Genomic DNA, 21213 nt, shown 5'->3' with positions numbered 1-21213 from the left:
GCTCTTGGTTAACGGCCCTGTGGCTAACGCCTTGGTACCTAACGTATGGGAAGATTTTTATGGTGCAGTGCAACAAAGATATTGCAATGCACAAAAAATCCTTTATATTGCCATCATACATGAACGAGACGGCTTTCTGTCAAAGCCGCTGCCCCGAAAGGTTGGAAAATGTCCAAGACCACCACCAAGACCGCAGAGACCATCGAAAACGTTGAATTCCCGAGCTTCGACGCTTCCAAGGCCACCGACCAGATCCGCGCCTTCGCCGAGAAGGGCGTCGAGCAGTCGAAGGAAGCCTATGCCAAGCTGAAGACCGGCGCCGAGGAGACCCAGAAGGTTCTGGAGTCGACCTACGAGACCGCCAAGACCGTTTCCAGCGACGTTTCGCTGAAGGCCATCGCCGCGTTGCGCGCCAATGCCGAGGCCGGCTTCTCGCACCTCGAAGCCTTGGTCGGTGCCAAGACCCTTTCGGAAGTCGTCGAGCTGCAGACCTCCTTCCTGCGCAAGCGCGTTGAAATGGCCGTCGAGCAGGCCAAGGAGTTCCAGACCGTTGCCACCAAGGCGGTCGAGGACGTCTCCAAGCCGGTCAAGAGCGCCTTCGAGAAGGCGATGAAGGACGTCAAGGCTGCCTAATTTCAGCGCTCAATTTTGCGCTGCATCAAAACGCCGCATTTCATCAGACAAATAGAGATGCGATGGTTTGAACAACCAGATACCCGGAAATGGAACCTCCTCCCTCCGTTTCCGGGGTGACCAGCCAGCACCTCCTCCCGCTGGCTCGTAACAGGAAAAGGCCGGCACCTCCTCCCGCCGGCCTTTTCTTTTGCCTTGACGCAGGCGGATGAGGAAACCCGTCCTTTCCCTTATCAAAGCCCTTGAATTAGAATCCGATAGCCCGTATTTGACGCATCGCCGAACGACAGAGCGGATCACGGAGAAGGAAGCATCCTCGATCAAGCTCAGGCAAGCGTGCCGTTGTAGCTCAGCTGGTTAGAGCGCCGGATTGTGGATCCGGAGGTCGCTGGTTCGATCCCAGCCAACGGTACCATCGATTTGGATTGCTGGTTTATCGCCGTAAATTGCGATTTCGATTGCGCCGCGACCAATGCAAGCGCCGGCGAATTGAACGCCGTGCGCGAGGCGCACAAGATCGCCTGTCCTCAAGGAGATCCACAATCTCATGCGCATCCTGCGCAATCAGCGGCCGTGGTTCGAGATGAAGAAGCGTACCTTCTCGGAGGAACGCCGCGCCACCTATTGCAGCTAGCACCAGGTCGTTCTGGATGCGCTGCTGGCGCGCGACTCCGAAGGCGCCAGCAACGCGATGCTGACGCATCTGAGGACGGTCGAGCGCAATCTTCTGGGGAGGTAATCGCCCGGATGTCGGACCCCGAGTCGACATTGCATCAGGATATCACTATATAGCGCCTGCTCAGGCTGAGGCCGGGGCAACGTTGACCGGGAAGCCATGATACGGTTTGTGATACAAATGCGTTGTCAGAGATAGAAAAAAGCAAGCAAAAACAACAGCGGCCCTTCTATCGACCCCAGTCAACGATCTCATCATTCTCAACGATCTGAACGTGCACCTTGAACCCTTCCATTCCTTCGGTTTCGCGTACAACGGGCAAGATCTCTTGTCCCGCGGGCAAGACGTCTTGCCGGTCGAGGCCGACTCGGTTCGAATGGGGCATGCATCCTTTGCGGGATGTGGACGTTCATAGCTACCAACCGGCTTAGCCGCCAGGGAAGAAGCAGTATGAGTGAACATGCGATCGAGTTCTTGCGCGGATGGATTGGCGAGAAAGTCCAATGCCAGCATTCGCCGATCAAGATCGAGCAGGCCGAGACCCTCGCCAAGGAGTGCTGCGCCAAGGCTGCCGAGGCAGGCATTCTCCTGGAAGACATCCAGGAAGAGGTCGGCGACATCCAGGAGTTGATCGCGTCGCGCCTCGAGGAAGCCGCCGAAGAGAGCACCGGCGAAGCGAAGCCCGACAAGCCGGCGGAATAAATACCCGCCTGCGACAGGCCGGCGGTCATTTCTATCCGAATTTTTCCTTCAGCCATTTCTTCGGCAGCGCCGGCACGAAGTTGCCGTCGCGTCCGGTCATATCCTCATTCGCCACCAATGCGTTGAGGATCGCCTCTTCTACGCCTTGCACGACCGCGTCGAAGAACGGGTCGATGTCGACGTCTGGGATGAACTGCGCGCTGGCGATGCGACCGGAAGCTCCCAGCGCGGCCTCCGGATTGGCGGTCGAGAAGGCGAGAAAAATGTCGCCCGAACTGTGGTAGCCAAAGCCGCCGGTCATGGCGATGCCGAGCGGCACGCGCCGGGCGAGCCGCTTCATCTGATGCGGCAGGAATGGCGCGTCGGTGGCGACGACAGCGATGATTGAACCCTTTTCGGCGCGGGCCGTGGCCTCGCGGATCGCCGGGTCGGCAAGCTCCGGCCCGATGCGCCGGCCACGAATGGTGAAATTCTGCCTTTTGCCGAAATTCGACTGCACGAACACGCCAAGCGTATAACGCCTGTCCTGCCATTCGACGATGCGCGAGGCGGTGCCGGATCCGGCCTTGAAGCCGAAGGTTATCATGCCGGTGCCGCCGCCGACGCTGCCTTCCTCGATGGCCCCGCCACCGGCGTTCTCGAGCGCTGCGGCGACATGCTCGAAGCCGACATGATGGCCGTTGATGTCGTTGAGGAAGCCGTCATAGGTCTCTGCCGCCACCGGCAGGCCCCAGGCGCTGTCGAGCGCGGCTGGCAGCGCCTTGTGCATCCAGCGCAGCGTGGCGTCGCGGGTGACGCCGCAGGAATGCGTGTTGGTGATGGTGACCGGAAAATTGAAGGCGCCGGTTTCCTCGATGATATGCGTCCCGGTCAGCTCGCCATTGCCGTTCTGGCTGAACACCCCGGCGAACACCGGCGTGGCGAGGTCTTGAACCGGCCTCGGCAGGATGGCGGTGACGCCGGTGCGCACCGGGCCGATGCCGACCTGCAAGGGACCGTCGCCTGAAATCAGCGTCGTATAGCCCACCGACACGCCCGGAACGTCGGTGATCGCATTGAAGCGTCCAGGCGTGCCGTCCGGCGCGATACCGAATGAACGAAGGCGCGGCTTGCCCGAAGGGGTGCGAAGATGCGGGTCGTGATTGCTCATGGAAACCTCAGAACAACGAGCCCTGATTGCCCGGCTCCTTGGCCTTCGCTGTAGACTTAGCGGCCAGCTTCGGCCGCGCGCCGCCGCCGGTGGCGATGGCTTCGGCATTGCCGTCGGCGAATTCCAGCTGCAGCGCGGCACCCGGCGCCAGCTCCGCGACCCGCTTGATGACGGTGCCGTCGGCGTCCTTGACCAGCGCGAAGCCGCGCGCCAGAACGGCTTTGTGCGACAGCGTCGACAGCAGCCGGTCCGCCTGGGTCAGCGCCGCGCGCAGCCGGTCGAGCCGCCGCGCCGTCGCCTGGTCCTGCCGGCGTGTCAGCGCGGCCAGCATGTCGGCCTGCTGCTTCTGGCGCCGCACGATCGGCGCCGGCGACAGGCGCGTCGATGTGCGCTGGAAGCGCGTGCGTCGCTCGCGCACGATGGCGAAGAACGCGGCTCGCGCCCGGGCAATGTCGCGGCCGGTCAGAGTGCGCGCTTCGTTGAGGCGCCGCGACAGCGTCGCCGGCGTCAGCCTTTGCCGTTCCAGCGTTGCCCGCTTGCGCTCGATATTCACCGTCAGCCCGCGGCCCAGCCGGCTTGTCGCATCGTCGAAGCGGCGGCGCGGCAGCGCCAGCAACTGGTCGGGCGAGGGGAGCGCGCGCGCCGCGGCGCGCACTGCCTGGCGTTTGCGCTCCAGATGCCGCGAGGCGCAGGCGTTGAGCCGCGCGCCGAGGCTGGCCAAGGTGGCCTCCAGGTCCGCCCTGACCGGCACGGCGATCTCGGCCGCGCCCGTCGGCGTGGGCGCGCGCATGTCGGCAACAAAGTCGATCAAAGTCGTATCGGTCTCGTGCCCGACGGCCGAGATCACCGGGATGCCGGACGCCGCAACGGCGCGCGCAAGTCCTTCGTCGTTGAAACCCCAGAGGTCTTCGAGGCTGCCGCCGCCGCGCGCCACGATCAGAACGTCTGGCTGGCGGATGGGTCCGTCCCATGTCAACGCGTTGAAACCGTTGACGGCCGCGGTCACTTCTTTGGCCGTCGTGTCGCCCTGCACCCTCACCGGCCAAACCAGCACATGAAGCGGAAACCGGTCCTTGATGCGGTGGATGATGTCGCGGATCACCGAGCCGGTCGGCGAGGTGACGACGCCGATGACCTGAGGCATGAACGGCAGCCGCCGCTTGCGGCCGGCATCGAAAAGGCCTTCGGCCTGCAGCCGGCGCTTGCGCTCCTCAAGCAGCGCCATCAGCGCGCCGGCGCCCGCCGGTTCCAGATTGTCGATGACGATCTGGTAGTTGGACTTGCCGGGATAGGTCGTCAGCTTGCCGCTGGCGATCACCTCCATGCCTTCCTCGGGACGGAATTTCAGCCGCGCCATCGTGGTCTTCCAGACCACGGCATCGATCCGCGCACGGTCGTCCTTCAATGCGAAGTAGGCGTGGCCGGACGAATGCGGGCCGCGATAGCCGGAAATCTCGCCACGCACCCGTACATTGCCGAAGGCGTCCTCGACAGTGCGCTTCAGCGCGCCGGAAATCTCGCTCACCGTGTATTCGGTGGCGTTGCTGCGTGATTCGGTTGCTGTTTCACTCATTTGGCGATTGGGGAACGCTTATCGGCGCCCGTCAAGCCGGGACAAACCTCGCTAATATTATAACGCGATTTTAAGCCCGATTTGCTTTGACTGGCGCGCCAGGAGAGCCGGCCGGGGACGTGATGAGCGCACGCCACAACAGCAGCCCGTTGACGCGTCAGGTCACGCTGACCGTGCTGACGCTCGCCGCTTTCGCTTTGGCCATCGTCGTCGGCTTCGGCTTCTACGCCGCCAATCAGGCTGATGAGGCCTCGCTCGAACGACAGAAGATTTTCATAGCCGATGGCCTGAAGGACCAGATCGCTGCGGTCCAGCGCGAACAGGAAAGCGTGACCGTCTGGGATGATTCAGTAACCAATGTGAGGGCGGGCAATCAGGCCTGGATCGAGGAAAACCTCAGCACGTGGATGTACACCTACTACGGCCACAACCGGGTCTACATTCTCGACGCAGCCAACAATGCGATCCATGCGATGCGGGAAGGCAAGGTCGTCGAGGCGTCGGCTTTCGGCGAGGACGAGCCGGAATTGCGGCCGACCATAGAGAGGCTGCGCCACATGTTGGCTGAGCCGCCCAAGGCCGGCGTCTCCGGGCAGTCGGCCAAGATGGTCGCGCAGGATCTTGTCTCGCTCCAGGGGAAGCCCGCGATCCTGAGCATCATGCCGCTCGTGCCGAGCACGGATCGTGTCACCCAGGCGACTGGCACAGAATATCTGCATGTCTCGGCCGAGTTCATCAATGATGCCGTCATCGGCAGGATCGCCGGAAAATACCTGCTCGAGGGGGCGCGGCTGGTACCGCTGTCGCAGCCGACGGGCGCCGCAGCCGTACCGCTGATCGATTCCCGCGGCGTCATCCTCGGATACATCAGCTGGGACCAGTTGAGGCCCGGCCTCACTTTGGTGCGTCAGACTGCGCCGGCCTTGGCGATCGCGCTGCTTCTGGGAGGTGGCGTCCTGATGTTCCTGCTGCGCAGATTGCGTCGCGCCTCGGCCGCGTTGCAAACCAGCCAGGACCAGGCGCAATATCTTGCCTTCCACGACACGCTCACCGGCCTGCCCAACCGGGCGCTGTTCGAAGACCGCTTGCGGCGCATGCTGCTCTTCGCCAGCCAGGAGGGAACGCGCGTCGCGCTGCTCTACCTCGACCTCGATCGCTTCAAGCACATCAACGACACGCTCGGCCATCCGGCCGGCGACGAGCTCGTGCGCCAGACGGCGGCGCGGCTCAAGCACACGATCCGCGAAGTCGACACCGTCGCGCGGCTCGGCGGCGACGAGTTCGCCATCATCCTGCTCGACGTTCCCGACGTCGGCAGTGCCGAGGACATCGCCGAAAGGCTGCTCTTGAAGCTGCGCGAGCCGTTCCGGCTGATCGACGACCAGGTCTTCGTCAGCGCCAGCGTCGGCATCGCGCTGTCGTCTGGATCGGATACCGACGCGGACGACCTGTTGCGCAAGGCCGACATCGCGCTTTACGAGGCCAAGAAGAACGGTCGCGGCCGCTACGAGGTGTTTGCCGGCGACATGGACGATCTCCTGTTGCGCAAGCGCAAGGTCGAATCCGAGCTCCGCAAGGCGCTGGAGGGCGAAGGTGGCATAAAGCTCGCATATCAGCCGGTTTTCGCCGCCGACGGCCGCGGCATACTGGGCGCCGAAGCGCTGATCCGCTGGGGGCATGAAGTGCATGGCGCCTTGCCGGCGGCGCAATTCATCGCGATCGCCGAAGAGCGTGGCCTCATCGGCGAGCTCGGCAAATGGGCGCTGAGCGAGGCTTGCCGCTTTGCCGTCGCGACCGAATTGCCGTGGATCGCCGTCAACATTTCGCCGATGCAGCTGCGTGACGTCGGCTTTGCCGAAGAGGTCGCCGCGATCCTGAGAGAAACCGGGCTCGACCCGTCCCGCCTGCAGCTCGAAACCACCGAAAGCGTGCTGCTCGAGCACAATGACACGATCGGCGCGGTGATTGCCGCGCTGCGCCAGTCCGGCGTGCGCATCGTGCTCGACGATTTCGGCACCGGCTATTCCTCGCTCAGCTATCTGCGCCGTCGGGCAATCGACAAGTTGAAGATCGACCGGTCCTTCGTGCGTCTGCTCGACGAGGACCAAAGCGCCCGCGCAATCGCCAAGACGCTGATCGAGCTGGCGCTGGCGCTCAAGGTCGAGGTGACCGCCGAGGGCGTCGAGACCGACACGCAAAAGGCCCTGCTGGTCGGCATGGGCTGCCACCAGTTGCAGGGCTATCTGCTGTCGCCGCCGCTGGAGCCCGGCCAATTGCTTGCGCTGCCGGGTCTCTCGTCCGCCGACCGGGAACGTTCCGTGGCCCGCGCCTGACGTCTACCAGCCGGGCATGATCTGGTTCGCCTTGACCCGCTTCATCTTGGCGAAGGCGAGCGCGGCGAAGTCGAAACTTCCCGCCTCCTCGCTGACCGGCACGGAAATGTTGTCGAGGCTCTCGGCGATGTGACGGGCCAAGGCATCGACGATCTCCGGCTGCGAGGTCTGGCCGCGCATGATGCCGATGCGGCAGTCCGGCAACTGGCCGAAACCATCGGCCTCGCCGAGCACGCGCATGCCTGGCCGCAGCGCGCATTCCGGCAGCACCGAGACCGCCAGGCCGGAGAGCACCGCCGCGGTGATCACGGTAGCCGAGAAGCTGGAGAACAGCACGCGGTAGTCGCGGCCCTGCCGGTCGAGCACATCGACCGCGGCGCGCCGCCAGATGCAGTTCGGCCGGCCGAACGCCATCGGCAGGGTTTCCTGTTCATGCGTGGCGTGGTTGGCCGAGGTAACCCACAAAAGCGGTTCGCGCCGTACCACTTCCGACTGGCCGCGCGTGTCGTTATGCGTCACCAACGCCAGGTCGAGATTGCCGCGCTTGATGTGCTCGACCAGCCCCGGCGTCGGCTCGCAGACCACCGTCAGCTCGACGCGCGGGTTGGAGCGCGAGAAGCGCGCCATGATCTCGGGCAGGAAGCGGTCGGCATAATCGTCAGGCGTGCCGATGCGGATGGTGCCTTCGAGCCGCTGGTCGTCGAAGGCGGCCAGCGTCTCGCGGTTGAGAAAGATCAGCCGCCGCGCATAGGAAAGCAGCCTGTCCCCCTCCTCGGTCAGCTTGTTGGTGCGGCCGTCCTTTTCGAACAGCGGCTTGCCGATCCGCTCCTCCAGCCGCCGCATCTGCATCGACACGGCCGACTGCGTCCGGTGCACCTCTTCGGCGGCGCGAGTGAAGCTTCCCGTATCGGCAATCGAGATGAAGGTCTGCAACTGATCGAGGTCGAGCGGCGCTTTCATCGGTCCAACCCATCATTGATGTTGATGCTAGAGATTAAAAACATTCGTTGGATTAATCAATCGCGTGATGGCAAATTGGCACTGTCCACATGAAGGCAATGCATGTCGCCCAAAAGTGGCCCCGGTTTTGGGGACAACGACATGCATCACTTTAACAGTATCGAAACCGGAACGGCGGTTCTCCCAAGGCGCCGGTTGCATGGTTTCGTCCGCTCGACTCCTGGAAGGAGAGACTGACATGACCACGATTGAATTCGCTTCCGAGACCCCGCGCATCACCACGCGTCCGGCCGTTGCGACGCGCGTGCTCAATGCTCTCGCCAATACCTATGTCGCCTGGAAAAATCGCCGCGCCTTCTATCGCCTGGGCGAGATGTCGGATGCCGAGCTTGCCGATATCGGTCTGACCCGCGCCGACCTTCATGTCGCTGTCGCCATTCCTTTCGGCCGCGACCCGACCGTGAAGCTGCGCGCGATCGCCAGCGAGCGCGCCGACACGATCGAGGATCTTGCTCGTCAGGTCGCCTGAACGGCCGCGTTGCTCTGGATTTCCGGTCGCGTTGAACCTTTTCACGGCTCGGCGCGACCAAGTCTCATGCAGGCTCCCACACTCCCTGCCGGTTCCCCGCCGGCCAGCCTGCACATTGCCCGGTTCCTCCTCCAGGACGGGCATTTTTTTAGGCTGTGCCTTTTTCGAGTATTGCTTCAGGGGATCAGGCGAAAGCCAGTTTTCTCGATGGTCTTGGCACCGATCGACCAAGCTCGTTCGCCGCTTCTATCCAAGCCGCGATAGCATCTTGAACATTCGCGATGGCCTCCTCGGGAGTTTCGCCATCGCTCATGCAACCGGGAAGATCCGGGACATAAGCGGAGAACCCGCCACCGTCCTCAGTCGAGAGTGGTGCGATGACGACAGGGTATTCAAGCTTGTCCGTCATGCTTTACGGAAGGCGCTCTGAGGTGTTTGAGACCTAACGCCGGTCCATGTCGCGCTTGAACTGGTCGAAGATCGATTCCACGCCCTTCTGGTAGTCGTCGCGCTGTTGCGCGCCGGTCTCGAACATCTTGCCGAAGATGTCGTCGAACGGGTTTCGCGGCCGGCCGCTCGGGTTGGTCTGCGGCTGTTGCGGCGCGCTTTGCTGCGGTTGCCGCTGTTGCGGCTGCGGCGCCGGCTGTCCGCCAGGCAGGCCGAAACCGCCGCCGCCCTGGCGCAGCATCTCCTCGAAGATCTTGCCGAGCGGATTGTCGCTATACGGGCTTTGCGTCTGTTGCGGTTGAGTCTGCTGCCGCGCCGCACTGCCGCCGAACATGTCCTGCAGCACTTTGCCAAGCGGGTTTTCGCCGTAGGGATTGGGCGTCTGCCGGGGTTGGCTCTGCGGCTCCTGCTGCGCCGCGCCGCCGCCGAACATGTCCTGCAGCACTTTGCCGAGTGGATTTTCGCCATAAGGATTGGGCGCCGGCTGCGGCGCCTGGCGTGTCTGCGGCGTCGGCGCGAGGCCGCCTTGCCGCATCATCTCCCCGATGATCTCGCCGAGTGGATTGCCGCCGCCACCGAAGCCGCCGGCGGCCTGCATCTGCCCCCCACTCAGTTGATTGTTGGTCTGCTTGAACAGCCCGCCCATCATCATCGAAGCCATTGCCGGCAGCATCTGCTGCAGCACCTGCTGGCTCAGTCCCGTCGCCTGCGCGGCTTGGGCTGCCACGGCGCGCGACAGGTCCTTCGAGCCGAACAGATGGCCGAGAATGCCGTTGCCCTCATCGATGCCTTGCGGCGAAAAGGCTCTGGTGGCGTCCTCGAAATATTTGGCGTGCTGGCCGCTTGCCATCGCCGTCATGAAGGCGCCCATTCCGTAGGGATCGGCGGTGTTGCGCTGCAGTCCTTGCGAAAACGCCGGCAGCAGCGCCTGGACCGCTGCCTGCGTCTGCTGCATCGAAAGCCCGTATTGCTGGGCCATCGCCTGCATGCCGGCGCCGTTCTGGGCCTGGGCGAAAATGTCGAACAGGGACGGCATTGGATTCTCCTCCGACAATATCCTCGTCGGAGAGCCTAGTTCGTTTCCATCACCGATTGAAGCGGCATTTGCTGCCCAACCGCTCGGCGCATGCCGGACGGGTTAATAGGCATATTCCATGAACACAGGCTCGATCGAACCGCCCCAGCGCGTGTGGTAGGCCGACAGCATCTCCTCGGCGCTGGTGGTGCCGCGCGCCACGACCTCGTCGAGCGTGTTGAGGAAGGACGTCTCGTCATAGCCGTCGCGGTTCTTCCTGGCCCGGTTCTTCAGGCCCGTGCGCGAGATGGCGAGCACGTCGCGGGCGACATCGCGCAAGGTGGCGTTGCGGAACGGCGCGGCGATGCCCAGCTCCGGCACGGCGTTGCGCATTGCCAGCGCTTCCTCGTAGGTCCAACTCGCGGTTAGCGTCTCGGCGGCGTCAAGCGCCTGCTCGTCATAGAGCAGCCCGACCCAGAAGGCGGGCAGGGCGCAGATGCGCCGCCACGGCCCGCCGTCGGCGCCGCGCATTTCGAGGAAACGCTTCAGGCGCACGTCGGGGAACAGGGTCGAGAGGTGGTTCGCCCAGTCGCCCATCGTCGGCAGGCCGTCGGGGACTTCGTGGCGGGCCGCGCCCGCCATGAACTGGCGGAAGGTGTAGCGCGTCATGTCGTGATAGTGGCCGTCGCGAATGACGAAATACATCGGCACGTCGAGCGCCCATTCGACATAGTCGGCAAAGCCGAAATCGGGCGAGAAGCAGAATTCGAGCATGCCTGAGCGCTGGTTGTCGGTATCGCGCCAGATGTCGCCGCGCCAGCTCTGCAGGCCGTTCGGCCGGCTCTCGGTGAAGGGCGAATTGGCAAACAGCGCCGTCGAAAGCGGCTGCAGCTTCAGCGACACCTGCATCTTGCGGCGCATGTCGGTTTCGCTCTCGAAGTCGAGATTCACCTGGATCGTGCAGGTGCGGTACATCATGTCGAGGCCCTTGGTGCCAACCTTCGGCATGTAGCGCGTCATGATCTCGTAGCGCGACTTCGGCATTTTCGGAGTGTCGGCCAGCGACCATTTCGGGCTGCCGCCGAGGCCGAGGAAGCGGATCCCCATAGGCTCGGCGATCTCGCGCACCTGCGCCAGATGCGCGTTGCCCTCGCGGCAGGTCTGATGGATCGACTCCAGCGGCGCCCCGGAAAGCTCGAACTGGCCGCCGGGCTCCAGCGAGATCGCGCCCTGGCCGGTCGGCTCGACGAGGCCGATGATGCGGCCGGCATCCATGATAGGATCCCAGCCGAGTTTTTGCTGCATGCCTTCCAGGATGGCGCGGATGCCGCGCTCGCCGCCATAGGGCACCGGCGCGTTGCCGTCGACATAGAAGGGGAATTTTTCGTGCTCGGTGCCGATGCGCCATTTTTCGCGCGGCTTGTTTCCCGCGGCCAGATAGTCGACGAGTTCGTCGATGCCTTCGATGGGCTGGGTATCGGTTGTGTCGCGCGCCATCTCGCCCCTCCGTGCGCATGATCCCCGAAAACCGGCATCGATTTCCGCTGGAGGTCCTGCGCAAGACTTTAAATTTTACAGCGGCCCTTGCTCCACGAAAAGGAGGCGCGGTGCTGCAGTGGCCGGACGGCCGCCGGCGCTAGATGGACGAAATGTTAGCAGCCGATCAAGCAAAAAATCCTGAGCCAGGCCTCAACAGGATTTGATCACCAGTCGCCGATCGTCGCCTGGATCGCGGCAAGCGCTGCCACCGCCGCTGTGTCGGCGCGCAGGATGCGTGGCCCGAGCGGGATGGCGGTGACGAAAGGCAAGGCCCGCAGCATCTTGCGCTCGTCGTCGGAAAATCCGCCTTCCGGACCGACCAGAAGCGCAAGTTTCTTCTCTTTGACCGCTTGCAGGGCCGGCAGTGGATTGTTGGTCGAGGCATCTTCGTCGCAGAAGATCAGCCGCCGCTCCTTGTCCCAATTGGCAAGCAGCCGTTCCAGTTTCTCCGCCTCGCGCACCTCGGGCACCGCCAGGATGCCGCATTGCTCGGCCGCCTCGACGACGTTGGCGCGCAGCCGCTCGATGCCGGGTTTTGCCACCTGCGTGTGCTGGGTGATGACCGGCTGCAGCACACCGGCCCCCATCTCGACCGCTTTTTGCACCAGGTAATCGAGCCGGCCTTGCTTCAGCGGCGCGAAGCAATAGACGAGGTCCGGCAACGGCGGCTGCGGCCGCTGCAACTCGAGCACCTTCAGCCGGACCGCCTTCTTGGACTTTGCGGCGATCGCAGCCGACCACTCGCCGTCGCGGCCGTTGAAAAGCAGAACCTCGGCGCCTTCGCCGAGCCGCAGCACATGGGCGAGATAATGGCTCTGCTGCTGTCCGGCGTCGAATTCGAGGCCGGGTTCAAGATCATCCGGCACGAACAGCCGCTGCATTTTATAGTTGGCGCGCATCGCTGAGGAATGAGTGAGGCGACGGGCTGCGTCAAGTATCGGCGCTGGGATGCCAGACCGGCGTGAAACCATGCTTCAATACGGAAACGCTGGTCGCCGGTGTCAGCATCCGCAGCTTCTGTCCTGCCAGGCGCTCGAAGGTGAGGGGAGCGGCGTAGCCCGCGAACGACCATTCGAGTGCCTTGCCGGCGCGGATCGCATAGGCGGTATCGCCACTGGCAATCATGGAGCCGTCTGGCAAGCTGTCGAGGTCTTCCACGTGCGCACTAGGCGGCCTCCCGCCCGAAGCCAGTCGCTCCTTGTGCAGCCGCTTGTCGACCATCGGCGCGCGCGGCGCGTCAATACCGAACGCCTCGCCGAAGCGGCCGACGAAATCGGTCGCCCGTTCGCGCCGGCAGAAGAAGCAGGGCCGGTGGCCGGCGGCTAAGGCGCTCACCTCGTCGAGGAAGAACAATTCCGTCCAGCCCGCCTTGCCGCCCGGCCGGTTGCGGCCCATCGGCTCGCGCCGCACATCGCGGAACTGGCACACGCAGATGATCCAGGCCGGCAAGGCCCAGCGCTTCTTCAGCAGCGTCCTGGTCTCTGGATCGTGGATGATGCCGCGATTGCCGGTGAACAAGCCACGTTCCGGCACCGCATGGATGGCGCCGAAGGGATCGACCCGGTTCTGCAGTGGCATAGCTTTCTCTCCGCTGCGTATCTTGGCTGGAATGCGAGCCGCATGATATCGCTCGCCCCAGCATTTTCATGTCAGCAGGTTTTCGATGCGGGTTTTGGTCGTCCAGAATTTCGATAATGAGGGCCTTGGCCAGATCGGCGCGGCGCTGGTGGAGGCCGGCGCCGATATCGATCTGCGCAAGCCTTACCACGGCGAAACGCTGCCGCAGGACAGCAGCGAGCATGACGCCATGGTCATGCTGGGCGGCGCCCAGAACGCGCTCGACGACGAAATCTGCCCCTACTTCCCCGCCTTGCTGGACCTGACCCGCGATTTCGCCGACAAGGATCGCGCGGTGCTCGGCATATGCCTCGGCAGCCAGCTTGTGGCGCGCGCCTTCGGCGGCACCAACCAGATCGGTGGCGCCACCGAGTTCGGCTGGCATAAGGTGTCGCTGACGCCGGCCGCCAAATCGGACCCGGTCCTGGCGGCGCTGCCCGAGAAATTCCCGATCTTCGAATGGCATGACGACACGTTCGGCCTGCCGGAAAACGCCGTGCGGCTGGCCGGAAGCGCGGTAGCCGAAAACCAGGCCTTCCGCCTCGGCCGCGCCGTCTACGGCTTCCAGTTCCACTTCGAGGCGGATACGCCGATGGTGCGCGATTGGAGCACGTCCTTCGCGGCAATGATCGCCGAGCGCCATCCCGACTGGAACGACCGGCTCGACGACGAACTGGCCCGCAATGGCGCAGACGCCGACGCCGCCGGGCTGGCGATCGCCCGCGCCTGGGTGGCGACGATCTAAAGGCTTGCCGATACTCAGGTGATGCCGGCCTGGCCTCAACACACCTAAGCGGCGCCGGCCCTGGCACGCAGCGTGGCATAATTGGCACGCCTGCGGGCTTCTGCTTGGGGACAACATTCTTCTTCCTTGGTTTGTGTCCGGCTGCTCGCCTAAGAGGGCGCGCTTTGTATCGCCGGTGCAACCGCCATGAACCTTTTGTGTGATCCAGCCGACACACCGGCGATACAGAATCTGCTTAGAAGCGCGAAATCGTCGAAACATTGAGACGCATTTTATCGTTTCAACGCATTGGTAACCGCCTCGTGCCCAGATGCAGAAAGCTTAACCAGAGATGACGTCCGTGAAAGCAGCTCTCCTGTCTTTTGTCATGCTGTCTGCCATCGTGCTCTGCGGCTTGGGTATCTATGCCGCCGACGCAGCGACCAACCACCGGGCCGTCGACGGCTACGGCGTCACCGCCTCGCTGAACTAAGCCTCCATCAAAATCGGCAGCACGTCCGAGCCGGGATCGCGCCGAAGGTGTGTTGAGATTCAGGTCAGGCCGAGTCGAGAATGACGGCTCTCGAGAACCGGCCTACGCCGGCCGTAGCCTTCATAGAGCGAATACACTTGTGAGAGCTTCGGCCGGCGAAGGCCGGAGCGGAGCGTACTGAAGTACGTGAGCACCGGAAGCGCAGAAAGCTGTCATTCGCAGGCCGGCCTCACCTGAATATCAATGCGCCTTAGAGCGCTTTGCCTTGCACGTCGATGATCTGCTTGTCGCTGCCGTTGACGGCGAACGCGCTCAGCGTCCCCGATTTCCAGGCGAGCGTGTCGACATTGACGCGGTTGGCCTTCACCTCGGCTTCGGGCACGGGCGTGTGTCCGTGCACGATCACTTTGGGATAAAGCCCAGGGTGGTCGTGAAACGCGTCGCGGATCCAGATCAGGTCCTGCCGGCTTTGGCTGTCGAGCGGCACACCGGGGCGGATCCCTGCGTGGCAGAAAAAGAAATCGCCGAAACTGACCGAGAACGGCAGCGACCGCAGGAAGTCGACATGGCTGGGCGGCACCGCCTTCACCAGGGCCATGTGCCCCCGCGCGATGGCCTCCGCCTTGCCGAACCAATGCATGTCCCGCGTGAAATCCACGCCATATGACTGCGCCGTCTGGACGCCGCCATAATTCATGAACAGGCCGTCCGGCTCGGCATCGGCGAGGAATTCGAGCATGCCGATATCGTGGTTGCCGGCGAGCATGATGTTGCGCGGATCGCGCTTTTGCGACTCGATCAGGAAATCGATGACACTCTTTGAATCCGGCCCGCGATCGACATAGTCGCCGAGATGGATGATGCGCCAGTCCGACCCGGGCGCGTGTTCCAGTTCGCTCTCGATGCGCCGGTGCATGGCGGCAAGCAGGTCGTGGCGCCCATGCACGTCGCCAATGGCGTAGAGCCGCATGCCGTCAGGCCCGCGCGCGTCGAGGTAATGGATGCCGGTTTCGGTCAAGGTGGCGTTTTCCGGGACGAGGCTGTGACCGAACCTAACGCCGATCTGTGAACATCGCCCTAGCGGCGGAGTCGGTCCTTGCCCCCTGTTGGCGATAGTGGCGCTTGCTGTACCCTACCGCCGGAGCTGCTCCTTGCCCATGTCGGTGACGAGGCGCTTGCCGCAGAGCGCCAGGGTGACGTCCATTTCCTTGCGGATGATTTCGAGCGCCTTGGTGACGCCGTCCTTGCCCATCGCGCCGAGGCCGTAGAGGAATGGTCGGCCGATATAGGTGCCCTTGGCGCCAAGGCAGAGCGCCTTGAGTACGTCCTGGCCGGAGCGGATGCCGCCGTCCATATGGACTTCGATCTTGTCGCCGACCGCATCGGCGATTTCTTCCAGCACCGAGATCGAGGAGGCGGCGCCGTCGAGCTGACGCCCGCCGTGGTTGGAGACCACGATCGCGTCCGCCCCGGTCTTGGCCGCCATCAGCGCGTCTTCCTTGTCGAGGATGCCTTTCAGGATGAGCTTGCCACCCCAGCGCTCCTTGATCCAGGCGACGTCCTTCCATGACAACTGCGGATCGAACTGCTCCGTCGTCCAGGACGACAGCGAAGAGACGTCGCCGACGCCCTTGGCGTGGCCGACGATGTTGCGGAATGTGCGGCGCGGGGTAGCGGCAATCCCCAGGCACCAGCGCGGCTTCAGCGCCAGGTCGACGATGTTGGCCAGCGTCATCTTGGGCGGCGCCGAAAGCCCGTTGCGGATATCCTTGTGGCGCTGTCCCAGGATCTGCAGGTCGAGCGTCAGTACCAGCGCCGAGCATTTCGCCGCCTTGGCGCGGTCGATCAGGTTGAGCACGAAATCCTTGTCGCGCAGCACGTAGAGCTGGAACCAGAACGGCTTCTTGGTCGCCGAGGCGACATCCTCGATCGAGCAGATGCTCATGGTCGACAGCGTGAACGGCACGCCGAACGCTTCCGCCGCCTGCGCCGCCAGCATCTCGCCGTCGGCATGCTGCATGCCGGTCAGCCCGGTGGGCGCGAGCGCCACCGGCATCGCCACCTTCTCGCCGATCATGGTCGTTTCCAGCGAGCGGTTGCTCATGTCGACCAGCACGCGCTGGCGGAATTTTATCTTGGCGAAGTCCTCTTCATTGGCCCGGTAGGTGCTCTCCGTCCAGGCGCCGGAATCGGCATAGTCGAAGAACATCTTCGGCACCCTGCGGCGTGCCAGGTCCTTGAGGTCGGCGATGGTGAGGATTTCGCTCATGATGGGTTCCCCGCTGATGGCTAGGAGCGTTTGCGTGTGGGTTCGATGTCGTCCGAGCGTTGCCTGAGGCGCAGCCTGGACACGCGCTGCCAGTCGCCGCTGCGCTCGGCTTCCGCCATCGAGCGCTCGACATAGGTGATGTGGTCCATCGCGGCCTTGCGCGCCGCGATCGGGTCTGCCGCCTTGATTGCTGTATGTATCGCCCGGTGCTGTTCGAGCAGCGCCTCGCGCGCGCCGGGCACGCTGAACACCAGCAGCCTGTTCTGGAACACGCCTTCGGAGAGCAGCCGGTAGCAGGAGCGCAGCGTGTGCAGGAGGATGATGTTGTGCGCGCACTCGCAGACCGCATGATGGAACTCGACGTCGATTTCCGCCTCGTCGTCGAAATCGCCGTTCCGGTGCGCTTCGTCCATGCGCGCCATGATGCGGTCGAGCAGCGCGAGGTCTTCCGGCGTCGCCCGCCGCGCCGCATATTCGGCCGCCACCGCCTCGATCTCGCGCCGGTACTCCAGATAGTCGGTCACCGCCTTGCGGTGCGTCGAGATGAGGTCGGTGACAGGCTTGGTGAAGAGCTGGCCGATGACGTCGGCGACATGGGTGCCGCCGCCGGCCTTGGTCGTCAGCAGTCCTCGGCCTTCGAGCGCCTTCAGCGCATCGCGCAGGATCGGCCGCGACACGTCGAACTGGCGCGCCAGTTCGCGCTCCCCCGGCAGCCGGTCGCCGGTGCGCAGCACGCCTTCGAGGATCAGGCTCTCGATCTGCTGCACAACCTCGTCGGCGGTGCGCGAATGCTCGATCCTGGAGAAAATGTCGCTCAAAGGGACGCCTGGGGAACGGGACGGATGTGGTCCAGATTAAAGCGTCTGTCGCCAACTGGTCAAATTATTTATCCAATTCGTCCGACCCGGTCGCATTACCCGTCATGCGTCACCATCCCCGAGCGCTAATATTTGCTGTTTACGTGCGTTGGCGATTGCCGCAAGAGGGCTCGATTGCACGAAAGGTCGAAACCAAGGGGGCCAGCCGTGTCGGACGAGACGTCCAACATCGAGTTCCAGCCGCGCGCCCAAGGCAGTGTCATGGGCTTCCCGGCGCATGAGGGGCGGCCTGGCGCGTTGGGCGAGGTCCATGCCCGTCCGCACCCGCTGATCGAAAAACCGCGCGTGCTCATCCAGCTTTCCTTCATGACCGAAGGCGGCGCTGCCGTCGATCATGCCGTGCTGTCCGAACTGTCGCGCCGCCTCGGCATCGCGGCGCCCGACCGCCAAGCCCGTCACCATGCCATGAAATGGGGCAAGGGCACGCTGCGCTGGGAGCGGCATACGGAATTCTCGACCTATCTCTGGGAAGGGCCACTGGCCGAAAACGGCCGGGGGCAGGAGGATTCGCCGTTCGGCAATGGCTTCTCGCCACCCGGCACGGTGATTTCCGGCATCCGCCTGGAGATCCGCAAATGGACGCAGGCGAGCGAAAAGCTGATCGCCGGCTTCGACCCAACCAGCCTGTGCTATTCGCTCGTCGAGCGGGGCGCCGCCGCCATCCTCACCGATTTCCGGCAGGACGGCGACGGTCTGACCCGCATGTTGGTGCTCGATCGCGGTCTGACGCCGGCCAGCACCGGCGCCCTGTCGCAGCGGCTGATCGACATCGAAACCTATCGTACGCTCGCGATGCTCGGGCTGCCGCTGGCGTTGACGCTGTCTGGCCGCGCTCGCCGCATAGAGGACCGCCTGGCGCAGACCACGCTGGAAATGAAGGCGGTCGAAACCCGCGACAGCCAGACGCTGCTCGCCGACCTCACCGAACTCGCCGCCGAACTCGAGGCCGACGCCGCATCCAGCCTCTATCGCTTCGGCGCCAGCCGCGCCTATGACGGCATCGTCACCGAAAGGCTCGAAGCGCTGGATGAAGAGCCTGTACAGGGTTTTGACACCTGGGCGGGCTTCCTCTTGCGGCGCATGGCGCCGGCCATGCGCACCTGCCGCTCGGTCGAGGAGCGCCAGGCCAACCTGTCGCGAAAACTCACGCGCGCCACCACGCTGCTGCGCACCTGGGTCGATGTCGAGGTCGAGAAGCAGAACCGTGACCTGCTGGCGTCGATGAACAATCGCGCCCGGCTGCAACTGCGCCTGCAGCAGACCGTTGAAGGCCTGTCGGTGGCCGCCGTATCCTATTATGTCGTCGGCCTCATCGGCTATGTCGCCAAGGGCGCCTCGATCTTTGGTCACGCCTTTGCGCCCGAGGTCGTCACCGCGGCGTCCGTGCCGGTCGCCATACTGCTGGTCTGGTGGGGCGTGCGCCGGGTGCGGAAAATGCATTCCGAGCCGGCGAAGCATCCGGGCGAATAACCTTCCTCCTCGATGGGTTGCGAGGCCAGCGGCAGATTGCCGCTGCGGAAGCCTGGCATTACGCTCGCCGTCGCGTGGGACCAAAGCAGCGTTTGCAACAAAACCGTCAGGCTGGTAAAAGATTTTGACCAGTCAATCGAGATGAGGCCCGCCCGATGTCCGGCCTAGCCATGCCCAAGCCAGATGCCGGGACGCTGCGCCGGCGCGCCGAGATCATCGCCGACATGCGCATCATCGTGCCGGGCGAGGGCGTCGTGGACGCGGCCAATGAAATGCGCGCCTTCGAAAGCGACGGCCTGACCGCCTACAGGCAACTGCCGCTGGTCGTGGTGCTGCCGGAAACGGTGGCGCAGGTCTCCCGCGTCCTGAAATACTGCAACGAGCGCAACATCCGCGTCGTGCCGCGCGGTTCCGGCACCTCGCTGTCAGGCGGCGCGCTGCCGCTCGAGGATGCGGTGCTGCTGGTCATGAGCCGCTTCAACCGCATTCTTCAGATCGACTATCCCGATCGCGTCGTCGTCGCCCAGCCGGGCGTCACCAATCTCGGCATCACCACCGCCGTCGAGCAGGAGGGCTTTTACTACGCCCCCGATCCATCCTCCCAGATCGCCTGCTCGATCGGCGGCAATGTCGCGGAGAATTCCGGCGGCGTGCACTGCCTGAAATACGGGCTCACCGCCAACAATGTGCTCGGCATCGAGATGGTGCTGATGAATGGCGAGGTGGTTCGGCTCGGCGGCAGCCACCTCGACCAGGAAGGCTACGATTTGCTCGGCGTCATGACCGGCTCGGAAGGATTGCTCGGCGTCGTCACCGAGGTCACGGTGCGGATCCTCAAGAAGCCGGAGACCGCGCGCGCGCTCTTGATCGGCTTCCCGACCAGCGAACAGGGCGGCCAATGCGTCGCCGACATCATCGGTGCCGGCATAATCCCCGGCGGCATGGAGATGATGGACCGCCCGGCGATCCACGCGGCGGAGGATTTCGTCCATGCCGGCTATCCGCTCGATGTCGAGGCGCTCTTGATCGTCGAGCTCGATGGTCCAGGCGTCGAGGTCGACCACCTGATCGGCCTCGTCGAGGCGATTGCTTACAAGAACGGCTCGACCACCTGCCGCATCTCGCAGTCGGAGCAGGAGCGGCTGAGTTTTTGGGCCGGGCGCAAGGCGGCTTTCCCGGCGGTCGGCCGCATCTCGCCGGACTACTACTGCATGGACGGCACCATCCCGCGCAAGGAACTGCCGCGCGTGCTGGCCGGCATGCGCGATCTCTCCGAGAAATACGGTCTCGGCGTCGCCAATGTCTTCCACGCCGGCGACGGCAATCTGCACCCGCTGATCCTCTACGACGCCAATGTGCCGGGCGAACTGGACAAGGCCGAGAGTTTCGGCGCCGATATCTTGCGGCTTTGCGTCGAGGTCGGCGGCGTGCTGACCGGCGAGCACGGCGTCGGCGTCGAGAAGCGCGACCTGATGCCCGAGATGTTCAACCAGATCGACCTCGACCAACAGATGCGCGTCAAATGCGCCTTCGATCCCAACCATCTGCTCAACCCGGGAAAAGTGTTTCCGCAACTGCGCCGCTGCGCCGAACTGGGGAGGATGCACGTGCACCGCGGCCAGGTGGCGTTTCCGGATATTCCGAGGTTTTGATGGGGGCTTGGGATCAAAGTTCCTCGCCCCCGCAAAGCGGGGAAGAGGTGGCTCGGGCGAAGCCCGAGACGGAGAGGGGGGCGGCCTCTCAACCAAGCCGCCGCTCGCCGGAAAAGATCGCCCGTGCGCGCGAGCTTCGTCACGGAGACAATCAGGCGGAAGCGACTCTCTGGAACGAGCTAAAAGCGAGAAAGCTAGGCGGCTACAAATTCGTTCGCCAAATGCCCATCGGTCCATATTTCGCGGATTTTGCGTGCAGGAACCAAAAGCTGATCGTAGAGCTGGATGGCAGCCAGCACGCGGAGAGTTCATACGACAGGCGACGTGACGAATTCATGCGTGGCGAAGGCTTCTCGGTGCTGCGGTTCTGGAACTTCGATGTTTTGAAGAACAAGAAAAGTGTTTGCGAGACGATCCTCGCAGCCCTTGAAGGACGGCTTGCTGAAGATGTGGCTGCTGCCGACCTCAGGTTCGTTTTCGCCGCCCAGAAGACGGGAGATAGCGCTCTATGATGGCCCCCTCTCCGTCTCGGGCTTCGCCCGAGCCACCTCTC

The 21213-nt window shown here is 63.8% G+C and carries 20 protein-coding genes and 1 tRNA gene; 10 read left to right on the top strand and 11 right to left on the bottom strand.

Annotated features, from left to right (window positions below; genetic code table 11):
- Window positions 1-168 precede the first annotated feature (168 nt).
- From AC0YKC_RS16385 to AC0YKC_RS16375, 3 genes are all read left to right on the top strand, one after another.
- Complete coding sequence (locus tag AC0YKC_RS16385) at window positions 169-633, top strand: phasin (protein WP_320298484.1); 465 nt, start codon at window positions 169-171, stop codon at window positions 631-633.
- Window positions 634-971: 338 nt separating this feature from the next.
- Window positions 972-1048 (top strand) — tRNA-His (locus AC0YKC_RS16380).
- A gap of 711 nt (window positions 1049-1759) precedes the next feature.
- The gene (locus AC0YKC_RS16375) at window positions 1760-2011 is read left to right on the top strand and encodes a hypothetical protein (protein ID WP_320298486.1); all 252 of its coding nucleotides are present in this window, start codon (window positions 1760-1762) and stop codon (window positions 2009-2011) included.
- Between the two features lie 31 nt (window positions 2012-2042).
- On the opposite strand, the gene AC0YKC_RS16370 is transcribed toward AC0YKC_RS16375, so the two are convergent.
- Together AC0YKC_RS16370 and xseA are read right to left on the bottom strand one after the other, a co-directional pair.
- Window positions 2043-3161, bottom strand: coding sequence for a DmpA family aminopeptidase (locus tag AC0YKC_RS16370; RefSeq protein WP_488511781.1), 1119 nt, complete (start codon window positions 3159-3161; stop codon window positions 2043-2045).
- Window positions 3162-3168: 7 nt separating this feature from the next.
- The gene (xseA, locus tag AC0YKC_RS16365; protein ID WP_488511780.1) at window positions 3169-4734 is read right to left on the bottom strand and encodes an exodeoxyribonuclease VII large subunit; all 1566 of its coding nucleotides are present in this window, start codon (window positions 4732-4734) and stop codon (window positions 3169-3171) included.
- Window positions 4735-4856: 122 nt separating this feature from the next.
- Here xseA and AC0YKC_RS16360 point away from each other — a divergent pair, with 122 nt between their 5' ends.
- Entirely contained in the window at window positions 4857-7067 is a 2211-nt protein-coding gene (locus AC0YKC_RS16360) for a bifunctional diguanylate cyclase/phosphodiesterase (RefSeq protein ID WP_488511779.1), read from the top strand.
- A gap of 3 nt (window positions 7068-7070) precedes the next feature.
- Here the strand turns inward: AC0YKC_RS16360 and AC0YKC_RS16355 are convergent, their stop codons facing one another.
- Window positions 7071-8027: a LysR substrate-binding domain-containing protein gene (locus tag AC0YKC_RS16355; protein WP_434721437.1), complete on the bottom strand. Its 957-nt coding sequence runs from the start codon at window positions 8025-8027 to the stop codon at window positions 7071-7073.
- A 238-nt stretch (window positions 8028-8265) separates the two neighbouring features.
- On the opposite strand from AC0YKC_RS16355, the gene AC0YKC_RS16350 reads away from it, so the two are divergent.
- Window positions 8266-8556, top strand: a complete 291-nt coding sequence (locus tag AC0YKC_RS16350) for a DUF1127 domain-containing protein (protein WP_488511778.1) — start codon at window positions 8266-8268, stop codon at window positions 8554-8556.
- A gap of 184 nt (window positions 8557-8740) precedes the next feature.
- Here AC0YKC_RS16350 and AC0YKC_RS16345 read toward each other — a convergent pair whose 3' ends face one another.
- From AC0YKC_RS16345 to AC0YKC_RS16325, 5 genes are all read right to left on the bottom strand, one after another.
- Window positions 8741-8965, bottom strand: coding sequence for a type II toxin-antitoxin system HicB family antitoxin (locus AC0YKC_RS16345; protein ID WP_434721439.1), 225 nt, complete (start codon window positions 8963-8965; stop codon window positions 8741-8743).
- 33 nt (window positions 8966-8998) lie between these two features.
- The gene (locus AC0YKC_RS16340; RefSeq protein WP_488511777.1) at window positions 8999-10039 is read right to left on the bottom strand and encodes a DUF937 domain-containing protein; all 1041 of its coding nucleotides are present in this window, start codon (window positions 10037-10039) and stop codon (window positions 8999-9001) included.
- A 102-nt stretch (window positions 10040-10141) separates the two neighbouring features.
- A complete protein-coding gene (locus AC0YKC_RS16335; RefSeq protein WP_488511776.1) occupies window positions 10142-11515 on the bottom strand; it encodes a glutamate--cysteine ligase in 1374 nt (457 codons plus the stop codon).
- Window positions 11516-11721: 206 nt separating this feature from the next.
- Entirely contained in the window at window positions 11722-12456 is a 735-nt protein-coding gene (locus AC0YKC_RS16330) for a 16S rRNA (uracil(1498)-N(3))-methyltransferase (RefSeq protein WP_488511775.1), read from the bottom strand.
- A 31-nt stretch (window positions 12457-12487) separates the two neighbouring features.
- Window positions 12488-13135, bottom strand: coding sequence for a hypothetical protein (locus tag AC0YKC_RS16325; protein ID WP_488511774.1), 648 nt, complete (start codon window positions 13133-13135; stop codon window positions 12488-12490).
- Window positions 13136-13220: 85 nt separating this feature from the next.
- Here AC0YKC_RS16325 and AC0YKC_RS16320 point away from each other — a divergent pair, with 85 nt between their 5' ends.
- Both AC0YKC_RS16320 and AC0YKC_RS16315 read left to right on the top strand, forming a co-directional pair.
- Window positions 13221-13919: a type 1 glutamine amidotransferase gene (locus AC0YKC_RS16320; protein WP_320298496.1), complete on the top strand. Its 699-nt coding sequence runs from the start codon at window positions 13221-13223 to the stop codon at window positions 13917-13919.
- A 340-nt stretch (window positions 13920-14259) separates the two neighbouring features.
- Window positions 14260-14391, top strand: a complete 132-nt coding sequence (locus AC0YKC_RS16315; RefSeq protein ID WP_263481599.1) for a hypothetical protein — start codon at window positions 14260-14262, stop codon at window positions 14389-14391.
- Between the two features lie 250 nt (window positions 14392-14641).
- On the opposite strand, the gene AC0YKC_RS16310 is transcribed toward AC0YKC_RS16315, so the two are convergent.
- The 3 genes from AC0YKC_RS16310 to AC0YKC_RS16300 form a co-directional block, all read right to left on the bottom strand.
- Complete coding sequence (locus tag AC0YKC_RS16310) at window positions 14642-15409, bottom strand: metallophosphoesterase (RefSeq protein ID WP_488511773.1); 768 nt, start codon at window positions 15407-15409, stop codon at window positions 14642-14644.
- Between the two features lie 114 nt (window positions 15410-15523).
- Entirely contained in the window at window positions 15524-16663 is a 1140-nt protein-coding gene (locus tag AC0YKC_RS16305) for an alpha-hydroxy acid oxidase (protein ID WP_320298570.1), read from the bottom strand.
- A gap of 17 nt (window positions 16664-16680) precedes the next feature.
- Window positions 16681-17478 (bottom strand): FCD domain-containing protein, encoded by a 798-nt coding sequence (locus tag AC0YKC_RS16300; RefSeq protein WP_320298498.1) that lies wholly within the window; start codon window positions 17476-17478, stop codon window positions 16681-16683.
- A 207-nt stretch (window positions 17479-17685) separates the two neighbouring features.
- On the opposite strand from AC0YKC_RS16300, the gene AC0YKC_RS16295 reads away from it, so the two are divergent.
- The 3 genes from AC0YKC_RS16295 (at window position 17686) to AC0YKC_RS16285 (ending at window position 21172) form a co-directional block, all read left to right on the top strand.
- Window positions 17686-19008, top strand: coding sequence for a DUF3422 family protein (locus AC0YKC_RS16295; RefSeq protein ID WP_320298499.1), 1323 nt, complete (start codon window positions 17686-17688; stop codon window positions 19006-19008).
- Between the two features lie 155 nt (window positions 19009-19163).
- Window positions 19164-20660, top strand: coding sequence for an FAD-linked oxidase C-terminal domain-containing protein (locus tag AC0YKC_RS16290; protein WP_488511772.1), 1497 nt, complete (start codon window positions 19164-19166; stop codon window positions 20658-20660).
- Between the two features lie 47 nt (window positions 20661-20707).
- A complete protein-coding gene (locus AC0YKC_RS16285; RefSeq protein WP_488511771.1) occupies window positions 20708-21172 on the top strand; it encodes an endonuclease domain-containing protein in 465 nt (154 codons plus the stop codon).
- Window positions 21173-21213: the final 41 nt, after the last annotated feature.

This window comes from Mesorhizobium sp. CNPSo 4661, assembly GCF_057784215.1.
The sequence above is the reverse complement of the archived record's forward strand: the minus strand, read 5'-3'. Positions and strand labels throughout refer to the sequence as shown.

What these genes read in the sequence shown, in the direction of transcription:
- AC0YKC_RS16385 (WP_320298484.1), top strand. Translation starts at nt 169, where the DNA reads ATGTCCAAGACCACCACCAAGACCGCAGAGACCATCGAAAACGTTGAA.
- AC0YKC_RS16375 (WP_320298486.1), top strand. Translation starts at nt 1,760, where the DNA reads ATGAGTGAACATGCGATCGAGTTCTTGCGCGGATGGATTGGCGAGAAA.
- AC0YKC_RS16370 (WP_488511781.1), bottom strand. Translation starts at nt 3,161, where the DNA reads ATGAGCAATCACGACCCGCATCTTCGCACCCCTTCGGGCAAGCCGCGC.
- xseA (WP_488511780.1), bottom strand. Translation starts at nt 4,734, where the DNA reads ATGAGTGAAACAGCAACCGAATCACGCAGCAACGCCACCGAATACACG.
- AC0YKC_RS16360 (WP_488511779.1), top strand. Translation starts at nt 4,857, where the DNA reads ATGAGCGCACGCCACAACAGCAGCCCGTTGACGCGTCAGGTCACGCTG.
- AC0YKC_RS16355 (WP_434721437.1), bottom strand. Translation starts at nt 8,027, where the DNA reads ATGAAAGCGCCGCTCGACCTCGATCAGTTGCAGACCTTCATCTCGATT.
- AC0YKC_RS16350 (WP_488511778.1), top strand. Translation starts at nt 8,266, where the DNA reads ATGACCACGATTGAATTCGCTTCCGAGACCCCGCGCATCACCACGCGT.
- AC0YKC_RS16345 (WP_434721439.1), bottom strand. Translation starts at nt 8,965, where the DNA reads ATGACGGACAAGCTTGAATACCCTGTCGTCATCGCACCACTCTCGACT.
- AC0YKC_RS16340 (WP_488511777.1), bottom strand. Translation starts at nt 10,039, where the DNA reads ATGCCGTCCCTGTTCGACATTTTCGCCCAGGCCCAGAACGGCGCCGGC.
- AC0YKC_RS16335 (WP_488511776.1), bottom strand. Translation starts at nt 11,515, where the DNA reads ATGGCGCGCGACACAACCGATACCCAGCCCATCGAAGGCATCGACGAA.
- AC0YKC_RS16330 (WP_488511775.1), bottom strand. Translation starts at nt 12,456, where the DNA reads ATGCGCGCCAACTATAAAATGCAGCGGCTGTTCGTGCCGGATGATCTT.
- AC0YKC_RS16325 (WP_488511774.1), bottom strand. Translation starts at nt 13,135, where the DNA reads ATGCCACTGCAGAACCGGGTCGATCCCTTCGGCGCCATCCATGCGGTG.
- AC0YKC_RS16320 (WP_320298496.1), top strand. Translation starts at nt 13,221, where the DNA reads ATGCGGGTTTTGGTCGTCCAGAATTTCGATAATGAGGGCCTTGGCCAG.
- AC0YKC_RS16290 (WP_488511772.1), top strand. Translation starts at nt 19,164, where the DNA reads ATGTCCGGCCTAGCCATGCCCAAGCCAGATGCCGGGACGCTGCGCCGG.